Below are 21,192 nucleotides of genomic sequence, written 5' to 3'. Positions count from 1 at the left end.
TGACCGTCGTGGTGGGCGCACATACCCATACAACGGATTCTACGGTTCGTCCGCGCCGCGCCGGTCGGCCGCTTCATCGGCTCCCTCCCGGCTGTCGGCCGCGGCGTGGGCTTGGGGAACGTGGATGTCCAGGACGCAGAGGTCGTCGCGGTTGCCGGGGCACTGCGCGGCGAGCGTCCTGGCGAGGGATTCGCCGCGGCCCTCCCGGAGGAGGCGCAAGGTGACCGCGGCGAGCCGGCCGAGCCCCATTTCTATGTCCTCACCCGGGTCTTCGACGAGTCCGTCGGTGTAGAGGAGCAGGTGGTCGCCGGGCAGGAGATCGAGGACGGCCTGCCCGTACGAGGCGTCGAAACTGGCGCCGAGGAGGCTGCCCTGCGGCTGGTCGAGGAACCGCGCCCGGTCGCCGCGGATCAGCAAGGGGGGCAGGTGTCCCGCCCGGACCCAGGTCAAGCGGCGGTCCCGGGGCCGGTACCGGGCCATGACCATGGTGGCCGTGGCGGTGGCGGACGGGTCCGAAGCGGTGTGGAGCAGGAGCGTGTTGAGTCGTCGCAGGACGTCGGGAAGGGCCGAGCCGGTGATCGTCATGCCCTTCGTGGTGAAGCGCAGCTGGGCCATGGTCCCCACGGCGGCCAGACCGTGGCCGGCCACGTCTCCGACGACGAACAGGGCGCTCTTGTCGGGGAGTTCGATGGCGCTGTACCAGTCGCCGCCGACGTTGATCCCCCGGTCGGCGGGGACGTAGGCGACGTCGATGCGCAGGCCGGCCAGTTCCAGGGACTGTTCGGGGATCGGCAGCAGGGTGTCCTGGAGGCGGGCGCCGAGCGCCCGCTCGGCCTGGAGCATGCCGCGCTGGAGGAGTACGGCGCGCTCGCTCTCGAGCAGGGCGAGTTCGACGTCGCGCCGCGCGGTGATGTCCTGGAAGAAGCCGTGCGCCTCGACCGGGGCGCCGTCGGCGTCCGTCTGGGCCTCGGCGACGATCCGCAGGTGCCGCACCCCGTGCGCGGTGTTGATCCGGAACGGCTGGTCGATGGCCTCGCCCCGGCTCAGCAGCCGCTGGACGGCCGCGGCCAGGGTCGGGAGGTCGTCGGGGAGGAGGTGGCGGGGCAGTTCCTCCAGTGTCATCGGCCCGTCCCGGGGATCGCGGTCGAAGATGGCGTAGACCTGGTCGGACCATGTGATGGTGTCCGTCATCAGGTCCCAGCCCGCCCAGCCGAGGTTGCCGAGGCGCTGCATGTCGGCCAGCCGCCGCGTCTCGCGCTCGCTGGAGTCGTGGCGGATCCAGGACACGACGAGGCGGTCCCCCAGCCGGGACGCCCGGGCCGAGTAGACGGACTGCCGCGGGACGCCGGCGACCACCTCCTCGTAGGTGAAGGGCGCTCCCTCGTACCCGGTTCCCGTGGTCAGCGTCTCCAGGTACCCGTCCCACAGCGCGGTGCCCGCCACCGTCGGGTACGTCTCCAGGATCCGGCGGCCCACGAGTTCCTTGCCGCGCCGCCCGGCCACGTCCACCGAGTCGGGCGCCGCCGCGTCGATGCGGTAGTCCTCCACCTCGCCGGACTGCGAGCGCAGCGGGGTGAGCAGGATCGCGGAGCCGGACAGCGCTTCCAGGACGCGCTGCACGGATGTCACCTCGGCGCTGTCCCGGGCCCGCTCGGCGGCGGCTTCGCGGGCCCGTACGGGCGCCACCAGCGAACCTGCGCACAAACGGGCCGCCTGGCGCAGCAGGGCCCGGGTGTCCGCGGCGAAGGGGCCGGGCCGGGCGCGCAGGATCCCGATGGCCGCCTTCGCGGGTCCGTCGCCGGGTACGGGGAGCCAGGCGCGGGCGGGCCACCGCTCCGGCGGGTCCCCGATCAGCAGGTAGCGCCGGGCGTCCTGCTCCGGGTCCTCGAGCCACAGCGCCCGGCGGCCGGCGATCGCCTCGTGGGCGGCGACGCCGCTGAGCGGGGGGACGTGGCGCCAACGCTCGGCCAACGCCTCGTCGATGCCCGCGTGTCCGGTCAGTTCCAGGCTTCCGGCGGCGGTCAGGGAGTAGATCATCACCGCGTCCGCGCCGGCGGCCCCGCCGAGCACGCTCCGCAGCAGTTCCGCGATGTCGTCGCCGCCGTGCGCCGTCGTCAGACCGTCCGCGAGCCGGGCCAGGAGGGGACGCAGTGCGGCATCGGCGTCGCGGTGCCCGACGAGGTAGCGCCGGCGGCTGAAGGCCGATCCGGCGGGCTCGTCCCCGTCGTCCGTGGGCGTGGTGGCGGGCGGGGAGGACCGGCGGCTACCGGGCGGCGGGTGCGAGCGGACCTGCCCGAGGACGATCCAGCACTCCTCCAGGACGGTGGTGCCCCGCTCGCCCGCCCGGTCGAGGAGCATCTGGTACGCCGCGTCGGCGGAGGCCCCCGTGCGGGCCATCAGGACGCCCTTGGCCCGCTCGACCACGGCCGTGGTCGCGGCGACGCCTTCGAGACCGACGATTTCCGACCGGAGCCTGGCCACCACCTTGGCGAGCGCCAGCACCTCGGGTGCGGCGCCCTCACCCCCCCGAGCGGCATCGCCCTTCACCCCTCGATCATGGCACGCGCCTTCCCCGCCCGCCTAGGCCGCCTCTTTCGGCTCCCGCCGGGCTCCCGGTGTCCCGGACGGATCCGCGAGGCACTGTCCGGGCCCGGTGGACGCGAGGGGTGCCCGGCGCGGGGTTAGGCTCGGAATTACGCTGCGAAAGGATTTGGTCGCATGTGCCGCTGGCTCGCCTACTCGGGTTCGCCCATGCTGCTCGACGCCGTGCTCTACCGTCCGGAGCACTCGCTGATCAACCAGAGCCTGAACGCCCGGATGGGCGTCGAGACGACGAACGGCGACGGCTTCGGCATCGGCTGGTACAGCGAGAACGGCAACGGCACACCGGCCGTCTTCCGGGACATCGCCCCGGCCTGGAACAACCGCAACCTGCGCGAGCTGGCGGCGCACGTCCGCTCGCACCTGTTCTTCGCGCACGTGCGCGCCTCGACGGGGTCGGCCGTCCAGCAGACCAACTGCCACCCCTTCCGCCACGGCCGGTGGCTGTGGATGCACAACGGGGCCATCGCGGACTTCCACCGGCTGCAGCGGGACCTCTGCCTGGCCGTCGACCCGGCGCTGTTCCCGTTCATCGAAGGATCCACCGACTCCGAGGTGATGTTCTACCTGGCGGTCACGTTCGGACTCGATCAGGACGTCCCGGGCGCGGTGGCCAGGATGGCCGGGCTCGTGGAGCGGCTCGGCAAGGAGCACGGCGTCGTGGAACCGCTCCAGATGACGCTGGCCATCAGCGACGGCGAGCGCGTCTGGGCCTTCCGCTATTCCAGCAAGGGCGCGTCCCGGTCGCTCTTCTACAGCAGCCGTGCCGACACCGTCCGCCACCTCCACCCGGAAGTGGACTTCCTGCGGGACATCTCCGACGAGTCCCGCATCGTGGTCTCCGAGCCGCTGGGCGACCTGCCCGGCGTGTGGAACGAGCTTCCCGAGGCCAGCTACGTGGTGATCCCTTCGGCGCTGGAGCAGGACTTCCTCCCCTTCGTTCCCGAATTCGGCTGAGGCTCCGTCCGGCAGCACCGCCGACGGCCGTCCCCCTGCGTGAGCGGCGATCCGAGGGGTATGCGCCTACCACCAGTGCGGCGGTCGGGAAGGTCCGCCCGGCGGACCTTCCCGTTCACGGCACGAGCCGGCCCGCAGCCGAGCACGTGGACGACCGGCGGCCCAGCGCGCGGTCGGCCCTCGCGAGCGGCCCCTGTCGACGGAGGGGACCCGAAATGGCACTGACCGTATCCCCGCGCTCCGCCGGGGGTGATGGCGCGGCCCGCGCGTCCGCCGCGCCGCTAGAGGCCGGCCCCGGCCCGGTCGCGGGGCTGACCATGGGCGTCGAGGAGGAGTTCCTGCTCGTCGACCGCCGCAGCCGGGCCCCGGTGGGGCGCGGACCGCGCGTCATAGAAGCCGCCGCGCCGGCCCTCGGCCCGCTGGTGCAAGCGGAGTTCTACACCGCCCAGGTGGAGGTGTGCACCAGCCCCACGGCGAGCCCCGCCGACCTCAGGGCGCAGCTGGCCCGGTTGCGGGCCGAGGTGATCCGCGCCGCGGCCGCCGAGGACTGCCTGCTGGTCGCCGCCGGAACGCCCGTCATACCGCCGGAGCGTCCTTTGACGGTCACCCCGAGCGAGCGGTACCGCAGGATGGCCTCGCGCTTCGCGTCGGTCCTCGGTGACTACGACCAGGTGGTGTGCGGATGCCACGTCCACATCGGCGTGCGCAGCCGGGCGGAGGCCCTCGACCTCGCCAACCGGATGCGCCCGTGGCTGCCCTCGCTCCAGGCGATCGCCGCCAACTCCCCCTTCAACCGGGGCACGGACTCCGGCTACGCCAGCTGGCGGGCCGTCGAACACGCCCGCTGGCCCACCGTGGGGCCCGCCCCGGTCCTCGACGAGGCCGCGTACGAACGCCTCGCGGACGAGCTCGTCCGCAGCGGAGCGGTGCTCGACCGACGGATGATCTACTGGTACGCCCGCCCGTCCGAGCACGTGCCGACCCTGGAGATCCGGGTCGCCGACGTGAACGCCCGGATCGACACGGTCGTCCTGCTGGCGGTCCTGGTACGGGGCCTCGCCGCCACCTTGGGGTCGGAGGCGGCCGAGGGCGGCCCGACCCCGGCACCGCGGCCGGCGAGGCTCCGCGAAGCCCATCGGCGCGCGGCCGTCCACGGCTTGGACGGCGACGGCCTCGATCCGGTCAGCGGTGCCTCCGTGCCGGCGTGGGCCCTGGTCGCCCGGCTACGGGACCGGGTGACCCCGGGGCTCGCCGCCTCCGGGGACCTGGGACTCGTCGACTCCCTGCTCGACCGCGTCCGGGCGGAGGGCATCGGGGCGGCGCAGCAGCGGGCCGCCCACCGGAGCCGGGGGCGGCTGAGCCATGTGGTGGACAGCCTCGCGGAAGCCGTCGCCGCGGCCTGACGGGAACGGCGCCCGGCGCTCCCCCGGCCCCCTCGGGCACTGATTGGGGCGCGCCCGACGGGGCAGGCGCCGGGGTGCGCGCGATCCCGCCCGTACGGCCCCGTGGACGCGCACGGAAGGAACCCGAGGTGAAGCCATGGAGCGGAACACCGGACCGCGACCCGAGGGCCCCGGTCCCACGCCGGAGCGCCCTGATCCGGTACCGCGGGATCCCGGACCGCCGAGTCCCGGACCCCCCGAACCCGAACCCGATCCCAAGCCCCACGACCCCCGACCGGCTCCCGACCAGCCCTCGCCCAGCGAACGGCCGGTGGTACCGGAACCCCCCGACTGAAGGAGGCGAAATCCGGTGCGCATCGCCTTTCTGACCGCGCCCGAAGGCGTGGAGGAGATCGAACTCACCGAGCCCTGGAAGGCCGTGCTGCAGGCCGGCTGGAATCCGCAGCTGGTCTCGACGGCGCCCGGCCGGATCCGCGCGTACCGCCACCTCGACAAGGCGGGCAGCTACCCCGTCGACCACCTCCTCGCCGGAGACACCTCGGACGCCTTCGACGCGCTCGTACTGCCCGGAGGGGTCGCCAATCCGGACGCGCTGCGCATGGACGAGCGGGCCGTGGGCTTCACCCGCAGCTTCTTCGAAGCGGGCAAGCCCGTCGCGGCGATCTGCCACGCGCCCTGGATGCTGGTGGAGGCGGACGTGGTCCGCGGCCGCACGCTGACCTCGTGGCCGAGTCTGGCCACCGACATCCGCAACGCCGGGGGCACTTGGGTGGACGAGCCCGTACAGGTCTGCGACGCGGCGCCCGCGACGCTCGTCACGAGCAGGAAGCCGGACGACCTCGACGCCTTCTGCGCGACGCTCGTCAAGGAGTTCCGCGACCATCCGGCCTGACGGGCCGCCCGGCCATAGGACCGGCGGACCCGAGGACCGCCCGGCCATAGGACCGTCCGGCCCGGTGGCCGGGCGGCCCGGTGGCCGGGCGGCCCGCCACGCCCGTCGCCGGCCCGGGCCGTACGGGATCCGACCGGACCGGGCCGCCCGGACGGGGGTGGTTAGGCGTACCGGGGCTTCCAGCGGGCAGGCGCCCTCCCGCACGGACAGGACCTCGGATCGGAGAGAACCATGAACCGCACCGAGCAGCCGGGGGGACGTCGGGGATCCGGTGAGACCGAGGATCCCTGGCAGCACCTCCAGCAGGTCCTGCGGGCGATGGACCGCCTGCTGGAAGTCTCGACCTCGGGCCCTTCCCGCCGCGGCCGCCGCGCCGGCGGTGCCGGGAGCGCCGGGAGCGGGGCCGCCGCCGGTGGAACGCCGGCCTAGCGCCGTGGCCGGGAAGGTCCACCAGGTGAACGCCTCGCCGTCTCACGGCCCCGGAAGGCGGAAGGCGGAACGGACCGCCCCGGGCCGGGCGAGCCGGGCGGGGCAGGCGTGAAATGACCGCCGCGAGGGTGCCCGAGCACACGGTGTCCGACCACATCCTCGAACGACTGCGCGCCTGGGGCGTCGCCCACGTCTTCGGCTGCGCCGGCGCGGGCATCGGCGGGCTCCTCGCGGCGTGGGCCCGGGCCGGTGACGAGCCGCACTTCCTGCGGGCCGGGCACGAGAAGTCGGCTGCCTTCGAGGCGATCGGATACGCCAAGTTCTCCGGGCACGTCGGCGTCTGCGCGGCCGGCTCCGGCCCCGGCGCCGTCCAGCTGCTGAACGGGCTGTACGACGCGCGGCTCGACCAGGTCCCGGTCGTGGCCCTCATCGGGCGGGCCGGTCCCGGCGACGGGGGGACCCCCGGGCAGGAGGCGGCGCTGTTCGAGGACGCGGTCGGCGCCGGCCCGCAGACCGTGGGCGCGCCCGGAGACCTTCCCGAGGTGCTCGACCGGGCGGTCCGGACGGCCTACGCCCGTCGCGCGCCCACCGCGGTCGTCATCCCGGCCGACGTGCAGGACCTCGCCTTCCCGCCGACCGGCCACGCCCACAGGCTCGTCGCGTCGAGCCTGGACGCGAGCGGCGGGGACCCCGTGCCGCGGACCCGGTCCGTCGAGCGGGCGGCGGAGATCTTGAACTCCGGTGACCGGGTGGCCCTCCTGATCGGCCAGGGCGCCGCCCAGGCCGCTGCCGAGGTCGCCGAGGTGGCGGAGCTGCTCGGCGCGGGAGTGGCGAAGTCCCTGCTCGCCAAGGACGCCCTGTCGGACCTCCTGCCCTACGTCACCGGCTGCGTCGGCCCGTTGGGAACCCGGCCCTCGTACGAGCTGATGCGCACCTGCGACACGCTGCTCACCATCGGCTCCGGCTTTCCGTACGCGCAGTTCCTGCCCCCGTACGGGCAGGCCAGGGCCGTACGGATCGACGTGGATCCCCGTCCGGTCGGACCGCGCTATCCCTACGAGGCCGACCTGGTCGGCGACGCCGCCCCCACGCTGCGCGCGCTGCTGCCCCTGCTGCGTCCCGTCCGGGACCGCTCCTGGCAGGAGGGCGTCGTCCGGGACGTGCGGCGGTGGAAGACGGCCATGGCGCGCCGGGCCGGCCTGCGCGGCGACCCCGTCAACCCCGAGTACGTTGCGCACGCGTTGGACCTGCTCCTCCCCGGTGACGCGATGATCACCGCCGACTCCGGTCCCGTCGCGACCTGGTACGCCCGGCACCTCACGATGCGCGACGGCATGCGCGGCACGCTGTCCGGCACCCTGGCGAGCACGGGTTGCGCGGTCCCCTACGCCGTGGGTGCCAAGTTCGCGCACCCCGACCGGCCGGCGGTCGCGCTGGTGGACGACGCGGCGGTGCGGGAGAACGGCCTCGCGGAGCTGGCCGCCATCGCCGAACACGCCGGCGAATGGACGGATCCCCGCCTGATCGTGGCGGTGTGGAACACCGGTGAACCCTGCACGGACCTGGCCCGCTCGCTGGGCGTGGCCGGTATCCGCGTGACCGATCCGGGCGGGGTCGAGGACGCTTGGCGCACCGCCCTGGCGACCGATGGACCGACGGTCCTGGACTTCCGTACCGACCCCGAGGTGGCACCGATCGCGCCGCACGCCCCCTGGGACCACTTCGAGGCGACGGCGGCGCCCCTCACGGGAACCGGGCCGGCGGCCGTGCCCTCGCCGTGAGGCGGGGACCGCGTCTCCCCCGGTGCGGGCCGCGTCGGGCGCACCTGCTGACAGGTTCTGGACCGGGGGACCACAATGGGTGGATGGCGATGGCTGCACCCGTGCTGGCCGAACTGCGCGAGAAGCTCGGCCGGGAACTGTTCTCCCGCGTCGCCGGGCCCGCGGGACCGGACAACCGCGCCCGCATCCACGGCACGCCCGGCCCGCGCTGGTTCGGGCCGGACCGGCCGGTGCGCGTGGTCCACGGCGACGCCTCGATGTTCATCGGCGGGCTGCGGGCGCTGCTGCTGCAGTCCCTGCACCCGCTGGCCATGGCCGCGGTGTCGGGACACTCGGGGTACCGGGGCGACCCGTGGGGCCGGCTGCAGCGCACCAGTACGTTCCTCGCGGTGACGACGTACGGCACGGCCGAGCACGCGCAGCACGCCGTCGACCGGGTGCGGGCCGTCCACGACGGCGTGCGCGGAACCACCGCCACCGGCGAGCCCTACCACGCCTCGGACCCGCGGCTGCTGACCTGGGTCCACGTCGCCGAGGTCGACAGCTTCCTGCGCGCCCACCAGCGGTACGGCGCCCGGCCACTCGACGGACCCGGCTGTGACGCGTACATAGCCGACACCGCGCGCGTGGCGGCGGCGCTCGGTGTGCCGGATCCCCCGCTGGACCGGGCCGCTCTGGCCCGGCGGCTGGCCGCCTACCTGCCGGAGCTGCGCGGCACCGCGCAGGCCCGGGACGCCGCCCGCTTCATCCTGCTCCACCCGCCCCTGCCGGCGGCCGCCCGCGCCCCGTACGCCCTCCTCGCCGCGAATGCCGTGAGCATGCTCCCCCGCTGGGCCCGGGCGGAGCTCGGCCTGCCCTGGTGGCCGCCGTTCGAGAGGGTCTGCGTACGGCCCTGCGGGCACGCCGTGACCGCGGCGATCCGCTGGGCGATGGGCGCGCCGACGCCGACCCAGGATCCGCCGTAGTCAGGGACCGGCGCGCCGGCGCCGCCCCGGGTGCGCTTCACGGCAGCGGACCGCGCAGTGCGCTCCGGCCCCGCGCCCACGCCTCGCGCAGGTGGTGGGCGAGCCGGTCCTCCAGCAGGACGGTCGCGGCGCAGCCGAAGGCGATGTCGGCTTCCAGGGCGGGCTCGTCGGTGAGGAGCCCGCCGATGACGTCGCGGCGTACGACCTGTTCGTGAACGGCGTCGGCCTCGACGTGCTCGGCGTAGAAGTGTTCGGCGGCGGCTCCCGCCCCGCAGCGCCGCATGGCGTTGGCCAGGCGCCTGGACCCGGGTGACGACGTGACCTCGACACAGGCGAAGTGGCCGACGAGGGCTCCTCGCAGCGCCCGGTGGAGCCCGAAGAGGGACATCAGGTTCACGGTCGCGAGGAGGGGCGCGGGCGCGTGGTCGAGGTACCGGCCGTATGCCGGGTCGAGGCCGAGGTCGGCCATGAGGTCGGCGAAGAGCCGCGCGTGGATCCGCTCGGCGTGCCCGGCGCCGAACTCGTCGTACTCGATGGCGACCATGGCGGCCTTGGCCCGGCCGGTGAGGCGGGGGACGACCCAGACGTGCGGGTCGGCTTCCTTGAGGTGGTAGAGGGAGCGCAGGGCCGCGTACTCGCGCAACTGCCACGGCTCCCCGTCGGTTTCCAGGTGGCGGCTGAGGCTGCCGGAGAGGTCCACGGGTTCCACCAGCAGCGGCGCGAAGGCGTCCTCGACCGTCCGGGGCGCGTCGGACAGCTCGCCGCGCAGGGCGTCGAGGAACCGCGCCTCCATCGCCTGGCGCAGGCGCAGCAGGTCCGGGTCCCATTCGCGTGCGTCGTCCACCGCTTCGAAGCCCCGGTAGTGCAGTTCGTACAGCAGGTAGAGGGCGAGCTGGAGGTCCTCGCCGTACGGATCGGCCGCCGCCACGGACCCGGCGGCGTACTCGGGTGCGCAGCCTGACCGCAGGGCGTCCGTGACGGCGCGGGACAACTCGCCCCGCCCCTCCACCAGGCGGGGTCCGGCAGCGGTGGCCGTCGGGCTCGGGCTGGGTGCGGGCATCACGGGTTCCCCTTCTCGGGCGGCGGGACGCTGCGTTCCCGGGGGCGGTGGCTGGTGTCGCACCAGGGGTACGTCCGACTGCGGCGGCAGGTGCACACGGCGACCGCGAAGCGGTCGGACCGGGCGACCGTTCCGTCGTCCAGGACGATTTCGACCGGGCCCTCGACGAGGACCGGTCCTTGCGGGTCCACGGACACCCGGCGCGCGGGGGGCGCCGCCGCGGACGCCGGGCGGGCGCCGCCGTCAGACGTTGCGGGCACGGATGACCACCAGCTCTTCCCACTCCTCGGCTGCGCTCGCCAGGCCCTGCCGCTCCAGCCAGGCCCGTCGCGAACGCAGGACCGGCCCCCACGGGACGGAGGCCTTCCCCGTGACCTCCGCGGACAGCCCGGCCGCGGCCAGCCGGTCCACGGTCGCACCGGCCCCGCACATGCCCGAGTGCACCATGAGCAGAGCGCCCCCGGGACGCAGCAGAGCCGGAGCGGTCGCGCATATCCGGTCGATCACCAGGCGTCCGTCGGGGCCCGCGTCCCAGGCCCGCTCCGGCCCGCGCGCGGGCAAGCGGGCGCCGGGTGCGGGCACGTACGGCGGATTCGCCACGACCAGGTCGAAGCGCCGGCCCGCCGTGCGTTCCGCGAAGTCGCCGTGCAGGACGCGCAGGGGCAGTCTTTGCAGCACGGCGTTCATGCGCGCCGTGACGACGGCGGGCCAGGAGACGTCGACCGCCGTGACCGCGGCGCCCCTGCGCGCGGCGTGCAGAGCCAGTGCGCCGGTCCCGGTGCCGATCTCCAGCACTTCCGTACGGGGCCCGAGCTGCTCGTGGGCGAGCGCGCCGGCGAGCAGACGGGTGTCGGCCTGCGGGCGGTAGACGCTCGGCAGGGCGACCAGGCCGCCCGGAAGCGTTCCCAAGGCCAGAGCCGTGCTGGACATCGCGTACCTCCGGGGATCGAGCGCGGCGCGCCGTGTGGGCCGCTCCTTTGACGACACACTGCGGCTGCCCCGTGAAAGACGTCCCATTCGGCTTCCGGGCGATCTTCGAAGCATCAAACGTAACCCCGTCCCGCGGGGCGCGCCTCTCCTGTCCGCCGGGCCGCTGCGGCGCACGGGAAGGGCCCACCGCCGCCAGGGACGCGGTGGGCCCGCGGTTGTTTCCCGCCCGGGGTCAGGCGGCCGGCGGGAACCTGTCCCAGGCGCGGTGCTCGGACAGGGCGGTGACGAGGGCCACGACGACCGAGGCGCCGTCCTCGCCCAGGACGATGCCGGGACCGTCCGCGTCGACGCCGGCGGCTTCGAGGAGCCGGTCCGCGCCGTTCCAGCCGCCGAGGGCCTTTCCGTGCCGGTAGGCCTCGGTGAGGAGGAGCACGACGCGGGGGTCGGGTCCCTGCGGCGCGGGCCCGCCGGCTTTGGCGTCCCGGGCGCCGTGGGCGTCGGAGCCCGGCCCGGGTGCTCCGGCGAACAGCAGGGCGTCGAATTCGACGGAGCGGGCGGTGGCGAAGGTGCGCTGCACGGCGATCGGGTCACCGTCGGGGTCGAGGGTGCCGCCGGCCGGGGCGACGATCAGCGGCACCATGCCCGCGTCCAGGACGGCCTGCCGCGCGCTCCGCACGCCCTGCGGGTCGGCGGTGGCGTCGGTGACGATGGCGACCACGCGTCCGTCGACCGGCCACGTCCGCCCCAGCTGCGAGAGGGCGGGGCTGGGCTCGGGCGTGACGAGCTCGGTGGTGGCGGGCGGTACCGGCAGGCCGAGGCCTTCGGCGACCTTCTCGCACAGCTCCGGGTCGATGTTCGCCAGGACCCCCAGGGTGCGTTCCCTGACGGCCTGTTCGAAGCACTTGCTCAGTTCGAAGGTGTAGGCGGCGATGATGTGCTCGCGTTCCGGCGGGGTCATGCTGAGCCAGAAGAGCCGGGGCTGCGTGAAGTGGTCCGCGAAGGAGGCGGGCGCCTCACGGATCTTGCCGGCCTCGGGGACCCGTACGGGTGTCTCGATGAAGGCACTCGTGTCGGCGCCCGCGAGGAAGGGGCAGCCGCCGTCGAGGCTGTTGGGCCGGTAGGGGGCGACACCCGTGTGGACGGCGGTCTGGTGCATGCCGTCGCGGAGCATGTCGTTCACGGGGGCGTGCGGCCGGTTGATGGGGATCTGGCCGAAGTTGGGTCCGCCGAGCCGGCTGATCTGGGTGTCGAGGTAGGAGAAGAGCCGGCCGGCGAGCAGCGGATCGTCGGTGACGTCGATGCCGGGAACCAGGTGGCCGGGGTGGAAGGCGACCTGCTCGGTCTCCGCGAAGTAGTTCTTCGTATTGGCGTTCAGGGTCATCAGCCCGACGGGCTGGACCGGCGCGATCTCCTCCGGGACGATCTTCGTGGGGTCGAGGAGGTCGATGCCTTCGAACATCTGGTCGGCGGTGTCGGGGAAGACCTGGATGCCCAGCTCCCACTGGGGGAAGGCGCCGGATTCGATGGCGTCGAAGAGGTCCCGGCGGTGGAAGTCGGGATCCATCCCGTTGATCAGCTGGGCCTCCTCCCACACCAGGGAGTGCACGCCCAGCTTCGGCTTCCAGTGGAACTTCACCAGTGTGGTGTCACCGGTCGCGCCGACCAGGCGGAAGGTGTGGACGCCGAAGCCCTCCATCATCCGGTAGGAGCGGGGGATCCCGCGGTCGGACATGTTCCAGAGGGTGTGGTGGGTGGCCTCGGTGTGCAGGGACACGAAGTCCCAGAACGTGTCGTGGGCGCTCTGCGCCTGCGGGATCTCCCGGTCCGGGTGGGGCTTGCCGGCGTGGATGATGTCGGGGAACTTGACCGCGTCCTGGATGAAGAACACCGGGATGTTGTTGCCGACTAGGTCGAAGGTGCCCTCGTCGGTGTAGAACTTCGTCGCGAAGCCCCGGGTGTCACGCACCGTGTCGGCCGAACCGCGCGAGCCCAGGACGGTGGAGAACCGGACGAACACCGGAGTCTCCACGTCCTTCGCCAGGAAGGCGGCCCGCGTCACCTCCTCGGCCGTTCCGTAACCCTGGAAGACGCCGTGGGCGGCCGCGCCGCGGGCGTGGACCACCCGCTCCGGGATCCGTTCGTGGTCGAAATGCGTGATCTTCTCGCGCAGATGGTGGTCCTGGAGCAGGACCGGCCCCCGCGCCCCCGCCTTCAGCGAGTGGTCGCTGTCGTACAGGCGTGCCCCTTGGGCGGTGGTGAGGTACGCGCCGCTCTGCGCCGTGCGCGCCTGCTCCGCCCCGGTGGCCTGGCCGGTGGGGCTCACGGTCTCCGGCCCTTCCTGGTCCGCCTTGGGCGGCAGGGGCTCCGCGGGCCGTGTCGGCTCGGCCACCGCCGGGGATACGGGCCCCGGCTTGCCCGGCAGCCCGTCCCCGCCCGGATCGGAGGCCGCGGGGGTGTGCTTCGTGGTCATCGTCTCTCCCAGGGAACGGCGTCTACTGGACGCTTCAGCCATGACCGGCAGGCATCCGCTCCCAAACGGGGTCCGGGTGTTTCTCACCCGCCGCCCCGGGGCATCCGCCCGCTGCCTCACGGCTGCGCGTGCCGTCGCCTACCCGCTGAGCCGCGATGAACCCCGTGGTCCGCGAAGACGCGGACGCCGCGGAACACGCCGCTCCCGGCTCACGGGGCCGTCGGCCTCCGGCCGAGGTGCTGTTCCAGCCAGTCCGCTGCGGTACGCCGGTAGAGCCGCCGGTTGTCGGCGCGCAGGAACTCGTGTCCCTCGTTGCGCAACGTCAGCTGCCGCGCCGGCACACCGCGCTCGCGCGCCGCCCGGACGAACTGCTCCGACTCCGTCGGCGGGACGTTGGTGTCGTGCTCGCCGTGGACGGCCAGCACGGGAGCGCGCAGTTGGTCGGCGCGGCTCATCGGGGACAGGGTGCGGAGCAGTTCGCGGTCGTGTTCGGGGTGGCCGTACTTGGCGGCCGCGGACTGCGCGATCCACGGTTCCGTACCGGCGAAGAACGTCGCGAAGTCCGACATCCCGCAGACGGCGACCCCCGCACGGAAGAGGTCCGGATGCCACACCAGGGAGGCCATGGTGAGGTAGCCGCCGTACGAGCGGCCCATCACCCCGAGCCTGAGGGGGTCGGCGTACCCGAGCGCGACCACGTGTGCGGCGCAGTCGGCGACGTCGTCGATCGCGGCGAACCGGCCGGCGCCGAGGTCGGCGTCCACGAAGGACCGCCCCCAGCCGGACGAACCGCGGACGTCGGGGGCGAACACGTCCAGGCCCCTGCCGAGGAGCTCGTGGTACAGCGGGTTGAACACCGGCCGCTCCTGTTCCTCCGGGCCGCCGTGGAGGTGGATCACGCACGGGGCAGGCCGCCCCGGATCCCTTTCGGGCGCACGGTAGTACCAGCCGGCGAGTTCCAGCCCGTCGCGGGCCGCGCAGCGCAGGGGCAGCGGCCGTACGGGAGGGCGCCCCGGCGGGACCGCGTCCTCGTCGCGGGCCGACCAGCCGGTGCGCGTGGGCAGCAGGGCCTCGTCCAGTTGCCAGATGCCGGGTTTGCGCCGGGATCCCGCGAGGGCGGTGAACAGCCCGCCGCGCTCCACCGGCGCCATGCGGGTGACCACTTCGTGGGGCAGGACCGCCCGGTGACGCGGTCCGATGGCGTCGTCCGCAGGGGTGAGGGGCAGCGCCACGCTCTCCAGCTCGGTGGCGCCGTGCACGTTCCAGGCGAGGACGGCCCACCGGCCGTGGTCGGGCACGCTCAGCAGGTCGAGGCCCGACCTGTCGCGTTCGGCCGCGACGTGAACGCCCTGGCACGCGCCCTCCTCGTCCAGCCGTACGCGCAGCAGGGCCGCGAATTCCCGTTCCGCGTCGCTGCGCAGCCACAGCGTGCGCGCGTCGGCGGAGAACCGGCCGATCCAGGGATCCCCGTCGGCGACGTGCAGCGAGAAGGCGGTGCGGCCGGACACCGTGTCGAGCACGAGGCCTTCCCGACGGCCGCGGGGGCCGCGGCGGACGAGCGCGAAGCGCCCCTGCGCGCTCACGTCGCACACGCGCAGGGAGGCGGCCGACTCCTCGCTGAACAGCAGGACGGGCGCGTCGGCGCCGTCCGGGTCGACCAGGTAGGCGGCCAGCCCGCCGCCCCGCGCCGGGCCGGGCTCCGCGACCGGCGTGCCGTCCACGGCCGGGCGGGCCGCGCCGAGCACGGACGGCACGGCGGGCTGCGGCGCCCCGCCTCCGAGCAGGACCGCGGGACCGCCGCGTTCGGACCAGGCCGCACCGGGAGCCCTGCCGGCGGCGACCGGCGCACCGTCCGCGTCCGCGGGCAGATGCCCTGGCCCACCGTGCTCCGAGCCCGCCCGGGAGGGCTGGGCGACGGTGACGGCCAGGGCGCTGCCGTCCCGCGTCCAGCACCCGAGGTGGGCGGAGCTTCCCGGCTCGGCGCCCGCAAGGACCTGGCGTCCGGTGCCGTCCGGGCGCACGACCAGGACCCGGGTGTGCTCGCCGCCACCGGGAGCCGAGGTGTAGGCGATCCAGCGCCCGTCGGGTGACCAGGAGACCTCGGTCACCGGGTCGGGGTCGCCGTCCAGTACGTGGACTTCGCTCGTCCCTGCGGGCCCGCTCCACAGCTGGGGGACGCCCGCCCGGTCGCAGATGAAGGCCACGTGCTCACCGGTGGGGTCGGCGGACGGGTACCAGCACCCGTGGGCGGCGAGGAGGGTCGGCGGGTCGGCGGGCCGGTTGCCGGGCATCCGGATCGGTACGGGAGCCGGTGCGGGCTCCGGTGCGGGCTCCGGTGCGGGCTCCGGCCCGGCCTCCGGTGGGGGCGGTGTCCCGACGGCGTGGGCCGCCGCCATCCCGTCGGCGGCCCCGGGCGCGTACTCCCGAGGCTTCCTGTACTCAAGGGGCATGGGCCGCCTCTCCCGGTTCCGCTCGCAGGTGTCGGCGGCTCACTGGATGCCGTGCGTCTGGAGCCAGATCTCCAACGACGCCACCTGCCACAAGGTGCTGGCACCGCGTACGGTGCGATGACGGTTGGGCTCCGCGAGCAGCTCCCGGAGCACGCGCCGGTCGAAGATCCCGCGTCGGCGCGCTTCCGGTGCCGCGAAGGCGTCCCGGACGCGGGTCAGCACGGGCGCGGCCATGTTCCGGACCGCGGGAACCGGGAAGTAGCCCTTCGGACGGTCGACGATCTCCCGGGGCAGGACCGTACGCCCGATGTCCTTGAGTACCGCCTTGCCGTCCTGCGCGAGCTTCAGCCGCGGCGGGCAGGCCGCGGCCAGCTCGACGAGTTCGTGGTCCAGGAACGGCACCCTCGCCTCCAGACCCCAGGCCATCGTCATGTTGTCGACCCGCTTGACCGGATCGTCGGGCATCAGCGCGTGGACGTCCATCCGCAGGGCCGCGTCGAGAGCGGTGTCGGCCCCCGGCGCGGACATGTGGGCGCGGACGAAGTCCGTCGAGGCGTCGTGGCCGGCGGTGAAGTCCGGATGCAGCATGGCCGTGAGATCGGTGTGCGTCCGGTCGAAGTACGCGGACGCGTAGGCCTCGTGCGCATCCGTCCGGGCGGCCGACGCGATCGGCGGGTACCAGTGGTATCCGGCGAACACCTCGTCGGCGCCCTGGCCGCACAGCACGACCTTGACCTCCTTGGAGACCTGTTCCGACAGCATGTGGAACGCGACGGCGTCGTGGCTGACCATGGGTTCGCTCATGGCGCCGATCGCGGCGTCCAAGGCTGACGGAAGCCGGTCGGACGGGATCATGAACTGGTGGTGGTCGGTCGAGAACCCGCGGGCGACGAGGTCGGAGTACCGGAACTCGTCTCCGTCCTCCCCCTTCTCCGCCTCGAAGCCCATCGCGAAGGTCGCCAGGCCGTCCTGCCCCTCCTCGGCCAGCAGCGCCACGATCAGGCTGGAGTCCAGCCCGCCCGACAACAGCACGCCCACGGGGACGTCGGCGACGGTGCGGCGCCGCACCGCCGTGCGCAGCGCGTCGTGCACCGCCTCCCGCCAGAGCACCGGATCCTCGCCGAGCTCGGAGTGCCGGGTGTACGAGGGCTGCCAGTAGCAGTGGTCACGGTGGGTGCCGTCCGGCTCGACGACGCGGACGGTGGCCGGCGGGATCTTCCTGACGCCCGCCAGTACGGTGCGGGGCGCCGGGACCGTGCCGTGCCAGGTCAGGTACTGGTGGAGGGCCACGGTGTCGAGGGACGTGTCGACCCCCCCGCCCGCCAGCAGCGCGGGCAGGGACGAGGCGAAGCGCAGGCGCTCGCCGTCCTGGGTGACGTACAGGGGCTTGATGCCCAGCCGGTCACGGGCCAGTACGACGCGGCCCGTGTGGTGCTCGACCACGGCGAAGGCGAACATGCCGATGAGGGACTCGACGCACTCCTGGCCCCACTCTGCGTACGCCTTGACGACCACCTCGGTGTCGGAGCCGGAGAAGAAGCGGTGCCCGAGCCCTTCGAGGCGGCCCCGCAGCTCGCGGTAGTTGTAGATGCAACCGTTGAAGACCGCGGTGAGCCCCAGCTGCGCGTCGGTCATGGGCTGGGCACCGCGCTCGGACAGGTCGATGATCTGCAAGCGGCGGTGGCCGAGGGCCACCGGGCCCTGCGACCACGCCCCTCTGCCGTCGGGGCCGCGCGCCTCCAGGGCATCGGTCATGCGCTCGACGGCGGCGAGGTCCGGTTTTCGGCCGTCGAAGCGCACCTCTCCGCTCAGGCCGCACACGGGGCACCTACCGCCAGGACGGCGCTCCGGGAGCGCCACCCCCTCGGAACCTCACTCCCGGTGGAGGACCAGGTCACGTGCATCATCACTTCACTCCTGTGCCAGTCGGGCCGACGCTGTGCGTGTCCGCCCGAACGGACGATCGACATACGGGCGCCTGCCCGCCCGAGCGTCCTTTAAGCGGACGCTCACCCGCGCCCCGCTCCTGCGGAACCGTCCGGCCGGGTGGGTCAGCCCTCGACGCCGGTCGAGGCATGGGCGGCGCCCACCGGCTTGGGCTCGGGTGATCCCCGCCGGCGCAGGTAGACGGAGAGCATGACCATCGCGGCGACGGCCAAGAGTTCGGACTGCCAGTTCTGCAGGGCAACGGCGTCCCCTAGGTATGCCCGCGCGTGCCCTCCCACCCGACTCGTTCCCCGCAGACCACCCGTCCGGCCTCACCGCAGGGGCGGGCGCCTCACGGCGCGGGCCGCCCGTCCTCGTTCACCGGTACAAAGCTTCCCCTCCGCCGGCCGCACCGTGCTCCGTGCGACGGCGGTCCGCCTCGCTCCACTCGCGGGTGTCGCGCGGCTCGACGTAGGGCTCCTCGTCCTGGGGCAGTCCGCCGGCGATCGCCCGCTGGCGGACCAGCTCGGCGTCGAACTCCAGTCCCAGGAGGATCGCGAGGTTGGTGATCCACACCCACACGAGGAAGACGATCACGCCGGCGAGGGTTCCGTAGGTCTTGTCGTAGGACCCGAAGTTCGCGACGTAGAACGCGAAGCCGGCGGAGGCGGCCATCCATATCGCCAGGGCCAGGAAACTTCCCGGGGTCACCCACTTGAATCCGCGCCCCTTGGCGTTCGGCGCGGCCCAGTACAGCAGCGCGATCATGATCGTGACGAGCAGCACCAGGACCGGCCACTTCGCGATCGACCAGACGGTCAGAGCCGTGTCCCCGATGCCCAGGGCGTTGCCCGCCTGACGGGCCACGGCGCCGGTGAAGACGACGATGAGCGCAGCCGCGCAGGCGAGGGCCATCAGGCTGACGGTCAGCGCCAGGCGCAGCGGGAGGACCTTCCAGAGGGGGCGGCCCTCGGGCATGTCGTAGACGGCGTTCGAGCTGCGGATGAACGCGGCGATGTAGCCGGAGGCCGACCACACCGCGATGGCCAGGCCGATGACCGCCATCAGCGATCCGGCACCGGCGTTGCCCTGCAATCGCTGCACGGCGTCGCCGATCACCTCGCTCGCGGAGCCCGGTGCCAGGTCCTGGAAGTTGTCCAGGACCTTCTGCGTCGTCGACTCGCCCGCGAGCCCCAGCAGGGACACCAGCACCAGCAGGGCCGGGAAGAGTGCCAGCACCCCGTAGTAGGTCAGTGCCGCGGCCCGGTCCGCCAGCTCGTCGTCCTTGACCTCCTTCACGGTGCCGCGCAGCACCTCCTTCCACGACCGCCCGGGCAGAGCGGTGGGCCGGTCCGGCGCGTGTTCCTCGCTGCTTTTCATATCCTCCGGCTTTCCGCCTCGGCGCCACTCATGCAGGCGAGGCGTCTTGAGGCTCGGCCGGGGGCACGGCGAGGGGGGCGGACGGCCCCGCCCTCCGGGCCCGCCGCGTCAGACGGTCGATCACCAGCTCGGCACGTGGCGGACGTTTGGAAACGTCGTACGCGTGAAGAAGCGACGTGACACCGGCCTCATCTCAGAAGCTAGGAGACGCATCATGGGCATCATCGCTTGGATCCTCATCGGGCTGCTGGCAGGCCTCATCGCCAAGGCGATCATGCCGGGCAAGGACCCGGGCGGCATCATCGTCACCATGCTCATCGGCATCGCGGGCGGCCTGCTCGGCGGGTGGCTCGGCAAGGTCATCTTCGGAGTCGACTCGATCGACGGCTTCTTCGACCTCTCCACCTGGATCGCCGCCATCGTCGGCTCCATCATTCTCCTGGCGCTCTACCGGCTCGTCATCGGAAGCCGGCATTCCCACCGGCACGCCTGACCGCCGGCCGCGGGATCACTCCGCGCCCTGACACGGGTCGCCCCCCTCGCTCGGGCCTGGGGGGCGGCCCCTCGTCCGTTTCACGGGCCGGGTCGGGCTTCCTCGAATTCCAGGGCCGTCGCCAGGGCGCGTTCCAGCTCGCGCACACGGCTCCCCTGCGCGGCGATGACCGCGTAGCGCCAGGAGCGTCCGTCGGGCGGCGCGTCCGCGTAGAGCACCACTCCCTCACCCCGGTCGAGGTCGAAGGCGATCCGGTGTGCGTGCAACCGGCCCAGGGCGTCCTCGAAGGCGACGGGACGCCGCGTGCGCCTCTTGGACACCGCCCACGCCGGAGGATCGATGCCGGCCGCCGCCGTCAGCCGGGCGACCATGGTGTGCGGCGTGGTGGTGGCGGTACGGCGGACGTTGCTCTCACTGGCGTACGTCACGCCGTCCGTGCTGATGAGGGCGTCCAGTCCGAAGGGGCCGAGGTATCCGTGTGCGGCCAGGTGGCGGCCCAGCCCCGTCCCCCACTCCTCCAGTTCCGCCGCCGCGTGCGCGCAGGCCGCGGGCAGCGGGGAGACGTACCCCGTGAAGGAGCCCCGCTCCGTTCGCATCGCACCGCTGAACAGGGCGCGCGTCCCGGAGGCCGTGTTCTCCATCTGGATGCTGACCGACTCGGCCACCGGAACGCACTCCTCCACGACCCAGGTGCCCTGGGGTCCGCCGACGGTGGCCAGCGCCAGGCCCGTGCCCCGTACGTCGTCCCGCGAGAGGAAGCGCAGACCGTGGCCCCCCGCCGAGCGGTCGGGCTTGACCACCACCCGCTCGTGCCGCTCGAGCAGCCGCCGCACCACGTCCTCGACTTCCGGACGACGGCACACCCGCCCCTGCGGCAGGCGCATGCCCACGTGCTCGGCGGCTTGGCGGAAGCCCGCCTTCGTGTTCAGGAGCATGGTCGTCGGCAGGGCGGCGAAGGCCTCGTCGACCGTGCCGTAGGGGTGCACGGTCAGCCCGAGGTCCCGTGCGAAGGCGAGCGCGGACGCGTCCTGGGCCGTGGGCAGCAGGGCCGTCCCCGGGCGGCGCGCGAGGGCCCGTACCCGCTCGAAGAGCCCTGCCCGGACCACCGCTTGGGCGAGGGGAACCGCGCCGGACGGCGGCACCTCGACGACCGCCGCCCGCTCCTGCGGCACCCCGGTCAGTTCGCTCACATAGCGGCGGAACTCCGCGCTCAGCGGCCCCGGAGTCACCAGGACGTCCCCGGCCCGCAGGAGCCATGCCTTCCGTGGCGCCTGCTGCGCCCACTGCTCCAGTACCTGGCCTTCGTCGAGGTCCACGGCCAAGTCGGAGAGGAAGTTGGCGAAGACCACCAGGGGACCCGCGTCGAGCTCGCTCACTGCTGTTCCTCCGATCTTTCCCGGCGTACGGGCGCCCGCGGCGGCGCGAACGCCCGCCCGTCGTGATCACGACGGGCTC

16 protein-coding genes and 1 pseudogene are annotated in these 21,192 nt (G+C 73.7%); 7 read left to right on the top strand and 10 right to left on the bottom strand.

From position 1 onward, the window contains the following. Positions 1 to 39 precede the first annotated feature (39 nt). A complete protein-coding gene (locus tag ACFWBY_RS30085) occupies positions 40 to 2,547 on the bottom strand; it encodes a SpoIIE family protein phosphatase (RefSeq protein WP_385336083.1) in 2,508 nt (835 codons plus the stop codon). Between the two features lie 171 nt (positions 2,548 to 2,718). Between ACFWBY_RS30085 and ACFWBY_RS30080 the strand changes: the two genes are divergently transcribed. The 6 genes from ACFWBY_RS30080 to ACFWBY_RS30055 all read left to right on the top strand — a co-directional run bounded on the left by ACFWBY_RS30080 (position 2,719) and on the right by ACFWBY_RS30055 (position 9,028). Beyond that, entirely contained in the window at positions 2,719 to 3,558 is an 840-nt protein-coding gene (locus ACFWBY_RS30080) for a class II glutamine amidotransferase (RefSeq protein WP_385336085.1), read from the top strand. A gap of 215 nt (positions 3,559 to 3,773) precedes the next feature. Further along, the gene (locus ACFWBY_RS30075; protein WP_385336087.1) at positions 3,774 to 4,961 is read left to right on the top strand and encodes a glutamate--cysteine ligase; all 1,188 of its coding nucleotides are present in this window, start codon (positions 3,774 to 3,776) and stop codon (positions 4,959 to 4,961) included. A 349-nt stretch (positions 4,962 to 5,310) separates the two neighbouring features. After that, positions 5,311 to 5,853 (top strand): type 1 glutamine amidotransferase domain-containing protein, encoded by a 543-nt coding sequence (locus tag ACFWBY_RS30070; RefSeq protein ID WP_385336089.1) that lies wholly within the window; start codon positions 5,311 to 5,313, stop codon positions 5,851 to 5,853. A gap of 231 nt (positions 5,854 to 6,084) precedes the next feature. Then, positions 6,085 to 6,282 (top strand): hypothetical protein, encoded by a 198-nt coding sequence (locus ACFWBY_RS30065; protein ID WP_385336091.1) that lies wholly within the window; start codon positions 6,085 to 6,087, stop codon positions 6,280 to 6,282. Positions 6,283 to 6,395: 113 nt separating this feature from the next. Further along, positions 6,396 to 8,063, top strand: coding sequence for a thiamine pyrophosphate-binding protein (locus ACFWBY_RS30060; RefSeq protein WP_385336093.1), 1,668 nt, complete (start codon positions 6,396 to 6,398; stop codon positions 8,061 to 8,063). A gap of 83 nt (positions 8,064 to 8,146) precedes the next feature. Next, positions 8,147 to 9,028, top strand: coding sequence for an oxygenase MpaB family protein (locus ACFWBY_RS30055; protein WP_385336095.1), 882 nt, complete (start codon positions 8,147 to 8,149; stop codon positions 9,026 to 9,028). A 37-nt stretch (positions 9,029 to 9,065) separates the two neighbouring features. On the opposite strand, the gene ACFWBY_RS30050 is transcribed toward ACFWBY_RS30055, so the two are convergent. The 8 genes and pseudogenes from ACFWBY_RS30050 to ACFWBY_RS30015 all read right to left on the bottom strand — a co-directional run bounded on the left by ACFWBY_RS30050 (position 9,066) and on the right by ACFWBY_RS30015 (position 19,244). Beyond that, a complete protein-coding gene (locus ACFWBY_RS30050; protein ID WP_385336097.1) occupies positions 9,066 to 10,088 on the bottom strand; it encodes an iron-containing redox enzyme family protein in 1,023 nt (340 codons plus the stop codon). Then, positions 10,088 to 10,348 (bottom strand): CDGSH iron-sulfur domain-containing protein, encoded by a 261-nt coding sequence (locus ACFWBY_RS30045; RefSeq protein ID WP_385336099.1) that lies wholly within the window; start codon positions 10,346 to 10,348, stop codon positions 10,088 to 10,090. Before ACFWBY_RS30045 ends, ACFWBY_RS30050 begins: the two co-directional genes overlap by 1 nt. Continuing rightward, entirely contained in the window at positions 10,332 to 11,018 is a 687-nt protein-coding gene (locus ACFWBY_RS30040) for a HemK2/MTQ2 family protein methyltransferase (RefSeq protein WP_385336101.1), read from the bottom strand. Before ACFWBY_RS30040 ends, ACFWBY_RS30045 begins: the two co-directional genes overlap by 17 nt. A gap of 232 nt (positions 11,019 to 11,250) precedes the next feature. Next, positions 11,251 to 13,488 carry a catalase gene (locus ACFWBY_RS30035; protein WP_385336103.1) on the bottom strand — a complete coding sequence of 746 codons (2,238 nt, stop codon included), beginning with the start codon at positions 13,486 to 13,488 and terminating at the stop codon, positions 11,251 to 11,253. Positions 13,489 to 13,697: 209 nt separating this feature from the next. After that, positions 13,698 to 15,938, bottom strand: a complete 2,241-nt coding sequence (locus tag ACFWBY_RS30030; RefSeq protein ID WP_385336105.1) for a S9 family peptidase — start codon at positions 15,936 to 15,938, stop codon at positions 13,698 to 13,700. Positions 15,939 to 15,977: 39 nt separating this feature from the next. After that, entirely contained in the window at positions 15,978 to 17,759 is a 1,782-nt protein-coding gene (locus tag ACFWBY_RS30025; RefSeq protein WP_385336107.1) for an N-acetylglutaminylglutamine amidotransferase, read from the bottom strand. Positions 17,760 to 17,989: 230 nt separating this feature from the next. Further along, a pseudogene (locus tag ACFWBY_RS30020) lies at positions 17,990 to 18,121 on the bottom strand (DUF6766 family protein); the annotation flags it as partial. A 121-nt stretch (positions 18,122 to 18,242) separates the two neighbouring features. Further along, complete coding sequence (locus ACFWBY_RS30015) at positions 18,243 to 19,244, bottom strand: YihY/virulence factor BrkB family protein (RefSeq protein ID WP_385336109.1); 1,002 nt, start codon at positions 19,242 to 19,244, stop codon at positions 18,243 to 18,245. A gap of 214 nt (positions 19,245 to 19,458) precedes the next feature. On the opposite strand from ACFWBY_RS30015, the gene ACFWBY_RS30010 reads away from it, so the two are divergent. Further along, complete coding sequence (locus tag ACFWBY_RS30010; RefSeq protein WP_385336111.1) at positions 19,459 to 19,737, top strand: GlsB/YeaQ/YmgE family stress response membrane protein; 279 nt, start codon at positions 19,459 to 19,461, stop codon at positions 19,735 to 19,737. A gap of 80 nt (positions 19,738 to 19,817) precedes the next feature. Here the strand turns inward: ACFWBY_RS30010 and ACFWBY_RS30005 are convergent, their stop codons facing one another. Further along, the gene (locus ACFWBY_RS30005; protein WP_385336113.1) at positions 19,818 to 21,113 is read right to left on the bottom strand and encodes a peptide ligase PGM1-related protein; all 1,296 of its coding nucleotides are present in this window, start codon (positions 21,111 to 21,113) and stop codon (positions 19,818 to 19,820) included. Positions 21,114 to 21,192: the final 79 nt, after the last annotated feature.

The sequence above is a fragment of the Streptomyces sp. NPDC060049 genome (assembly GCF_042736715.1).
GTDB lineage: Bacteria > Actinomycetota > Actinomycetes > Streptomycetales > Streptomycetaceae > Streptomyces.
The sequence above is the reverse complement of the archived record's forward strand: the minus strand, read 5'-3'. Positions and strand labels throughout refer to the sequence as shown.

What these genes read in the sequence shown, in the direction of transcription:
- ACFWBY_RS30030 (WP_385336105.1), bottom strand. Translation starts at nt 15,938, where the DNA reads ATGCCCCTTGAGTACAGGAAGCCTCGGGAGTACGCGCCCGGGGCCGCC.
- ACFWBY_RS30050 (WP_385336097.1), bottom strand. Translation starts at nt 10,088, where the DNA reads ATGCCCGCACCCAGCCCGAGCCCGACGGCCACCGCTGCCGGACCCCGC.
- ACFWBY_RS30065 (WP_385336091.1), top strand. Translation starts at nt 6,085, where the DNA reads ATGAACCGCACCGAGCAGCCGGGGGGACGTCGGGGATCCGGTGAGACC.
- ACFWBY_RS30055 (WP_385336095.1), top strand. Translation starts at nt 8,147, where the DNA reads ATGGCGATGGCTGCACCCGTGCTGGCCGAACTGCGCGAGAAGCTCGGC.
- ACFWBY_RS30080 (WP_385336085.1), top strand. Translation starts at nt 2,719, where the DNA reads ATGTGCCGCTGGCTCGCCTACTCGGGTTCGCCCATGCTGCTCGACGCC.
- ACFWBY_RS30060 (WP_385336093.1), top strand. Translation starts at nt 6,396, where the DNA reads ATGACCGCCGCGAGGGTGCCCGAGCACACGGTGTCCGACCACATCCTC.
- ACFWBY_RS30010 (WP_385336111.1), top strand. Translation starts at nt 19,459, where the DNA reads ATGGGCATCATCGCTTGGATCCTCATCGGGCTGCTGGCAGGCCTCATC.
- ACFWBY_RS30015 (WP_385336109.1), bottom strand. Translation starts at nt 19,244, where the DNA reads ATGAAAAGCAGCGAGGAACACGCGCCGGACCGGCCCACCGCTCTGCCC.
- ACFWBY_RS30075 (WP_385336087.1), top strand. Translation starts at nt 3,774, where the DNA reads ATGGCACTGACCGTATCCCCGCGCTCCGCCGGGGGTGATGGCGCGGCC.
- ACFWBY_RS30035 (WP_385336103.1), bottom strand. Translation starts at nt 13,488, where the DNA reads ATGACCACGAAGCACACCCCCGCGGCCTCCGATCCGGGCGGGGACGGG.
- ACFWBY_RS30040 (WP_385336101.1), bottom strand. Translation starts at nt 11,018, where the DNA reads ATGTCCAGCACGGCTCTGGCCTTGGGAACGCTTCCGGGCGGCCTGGTC.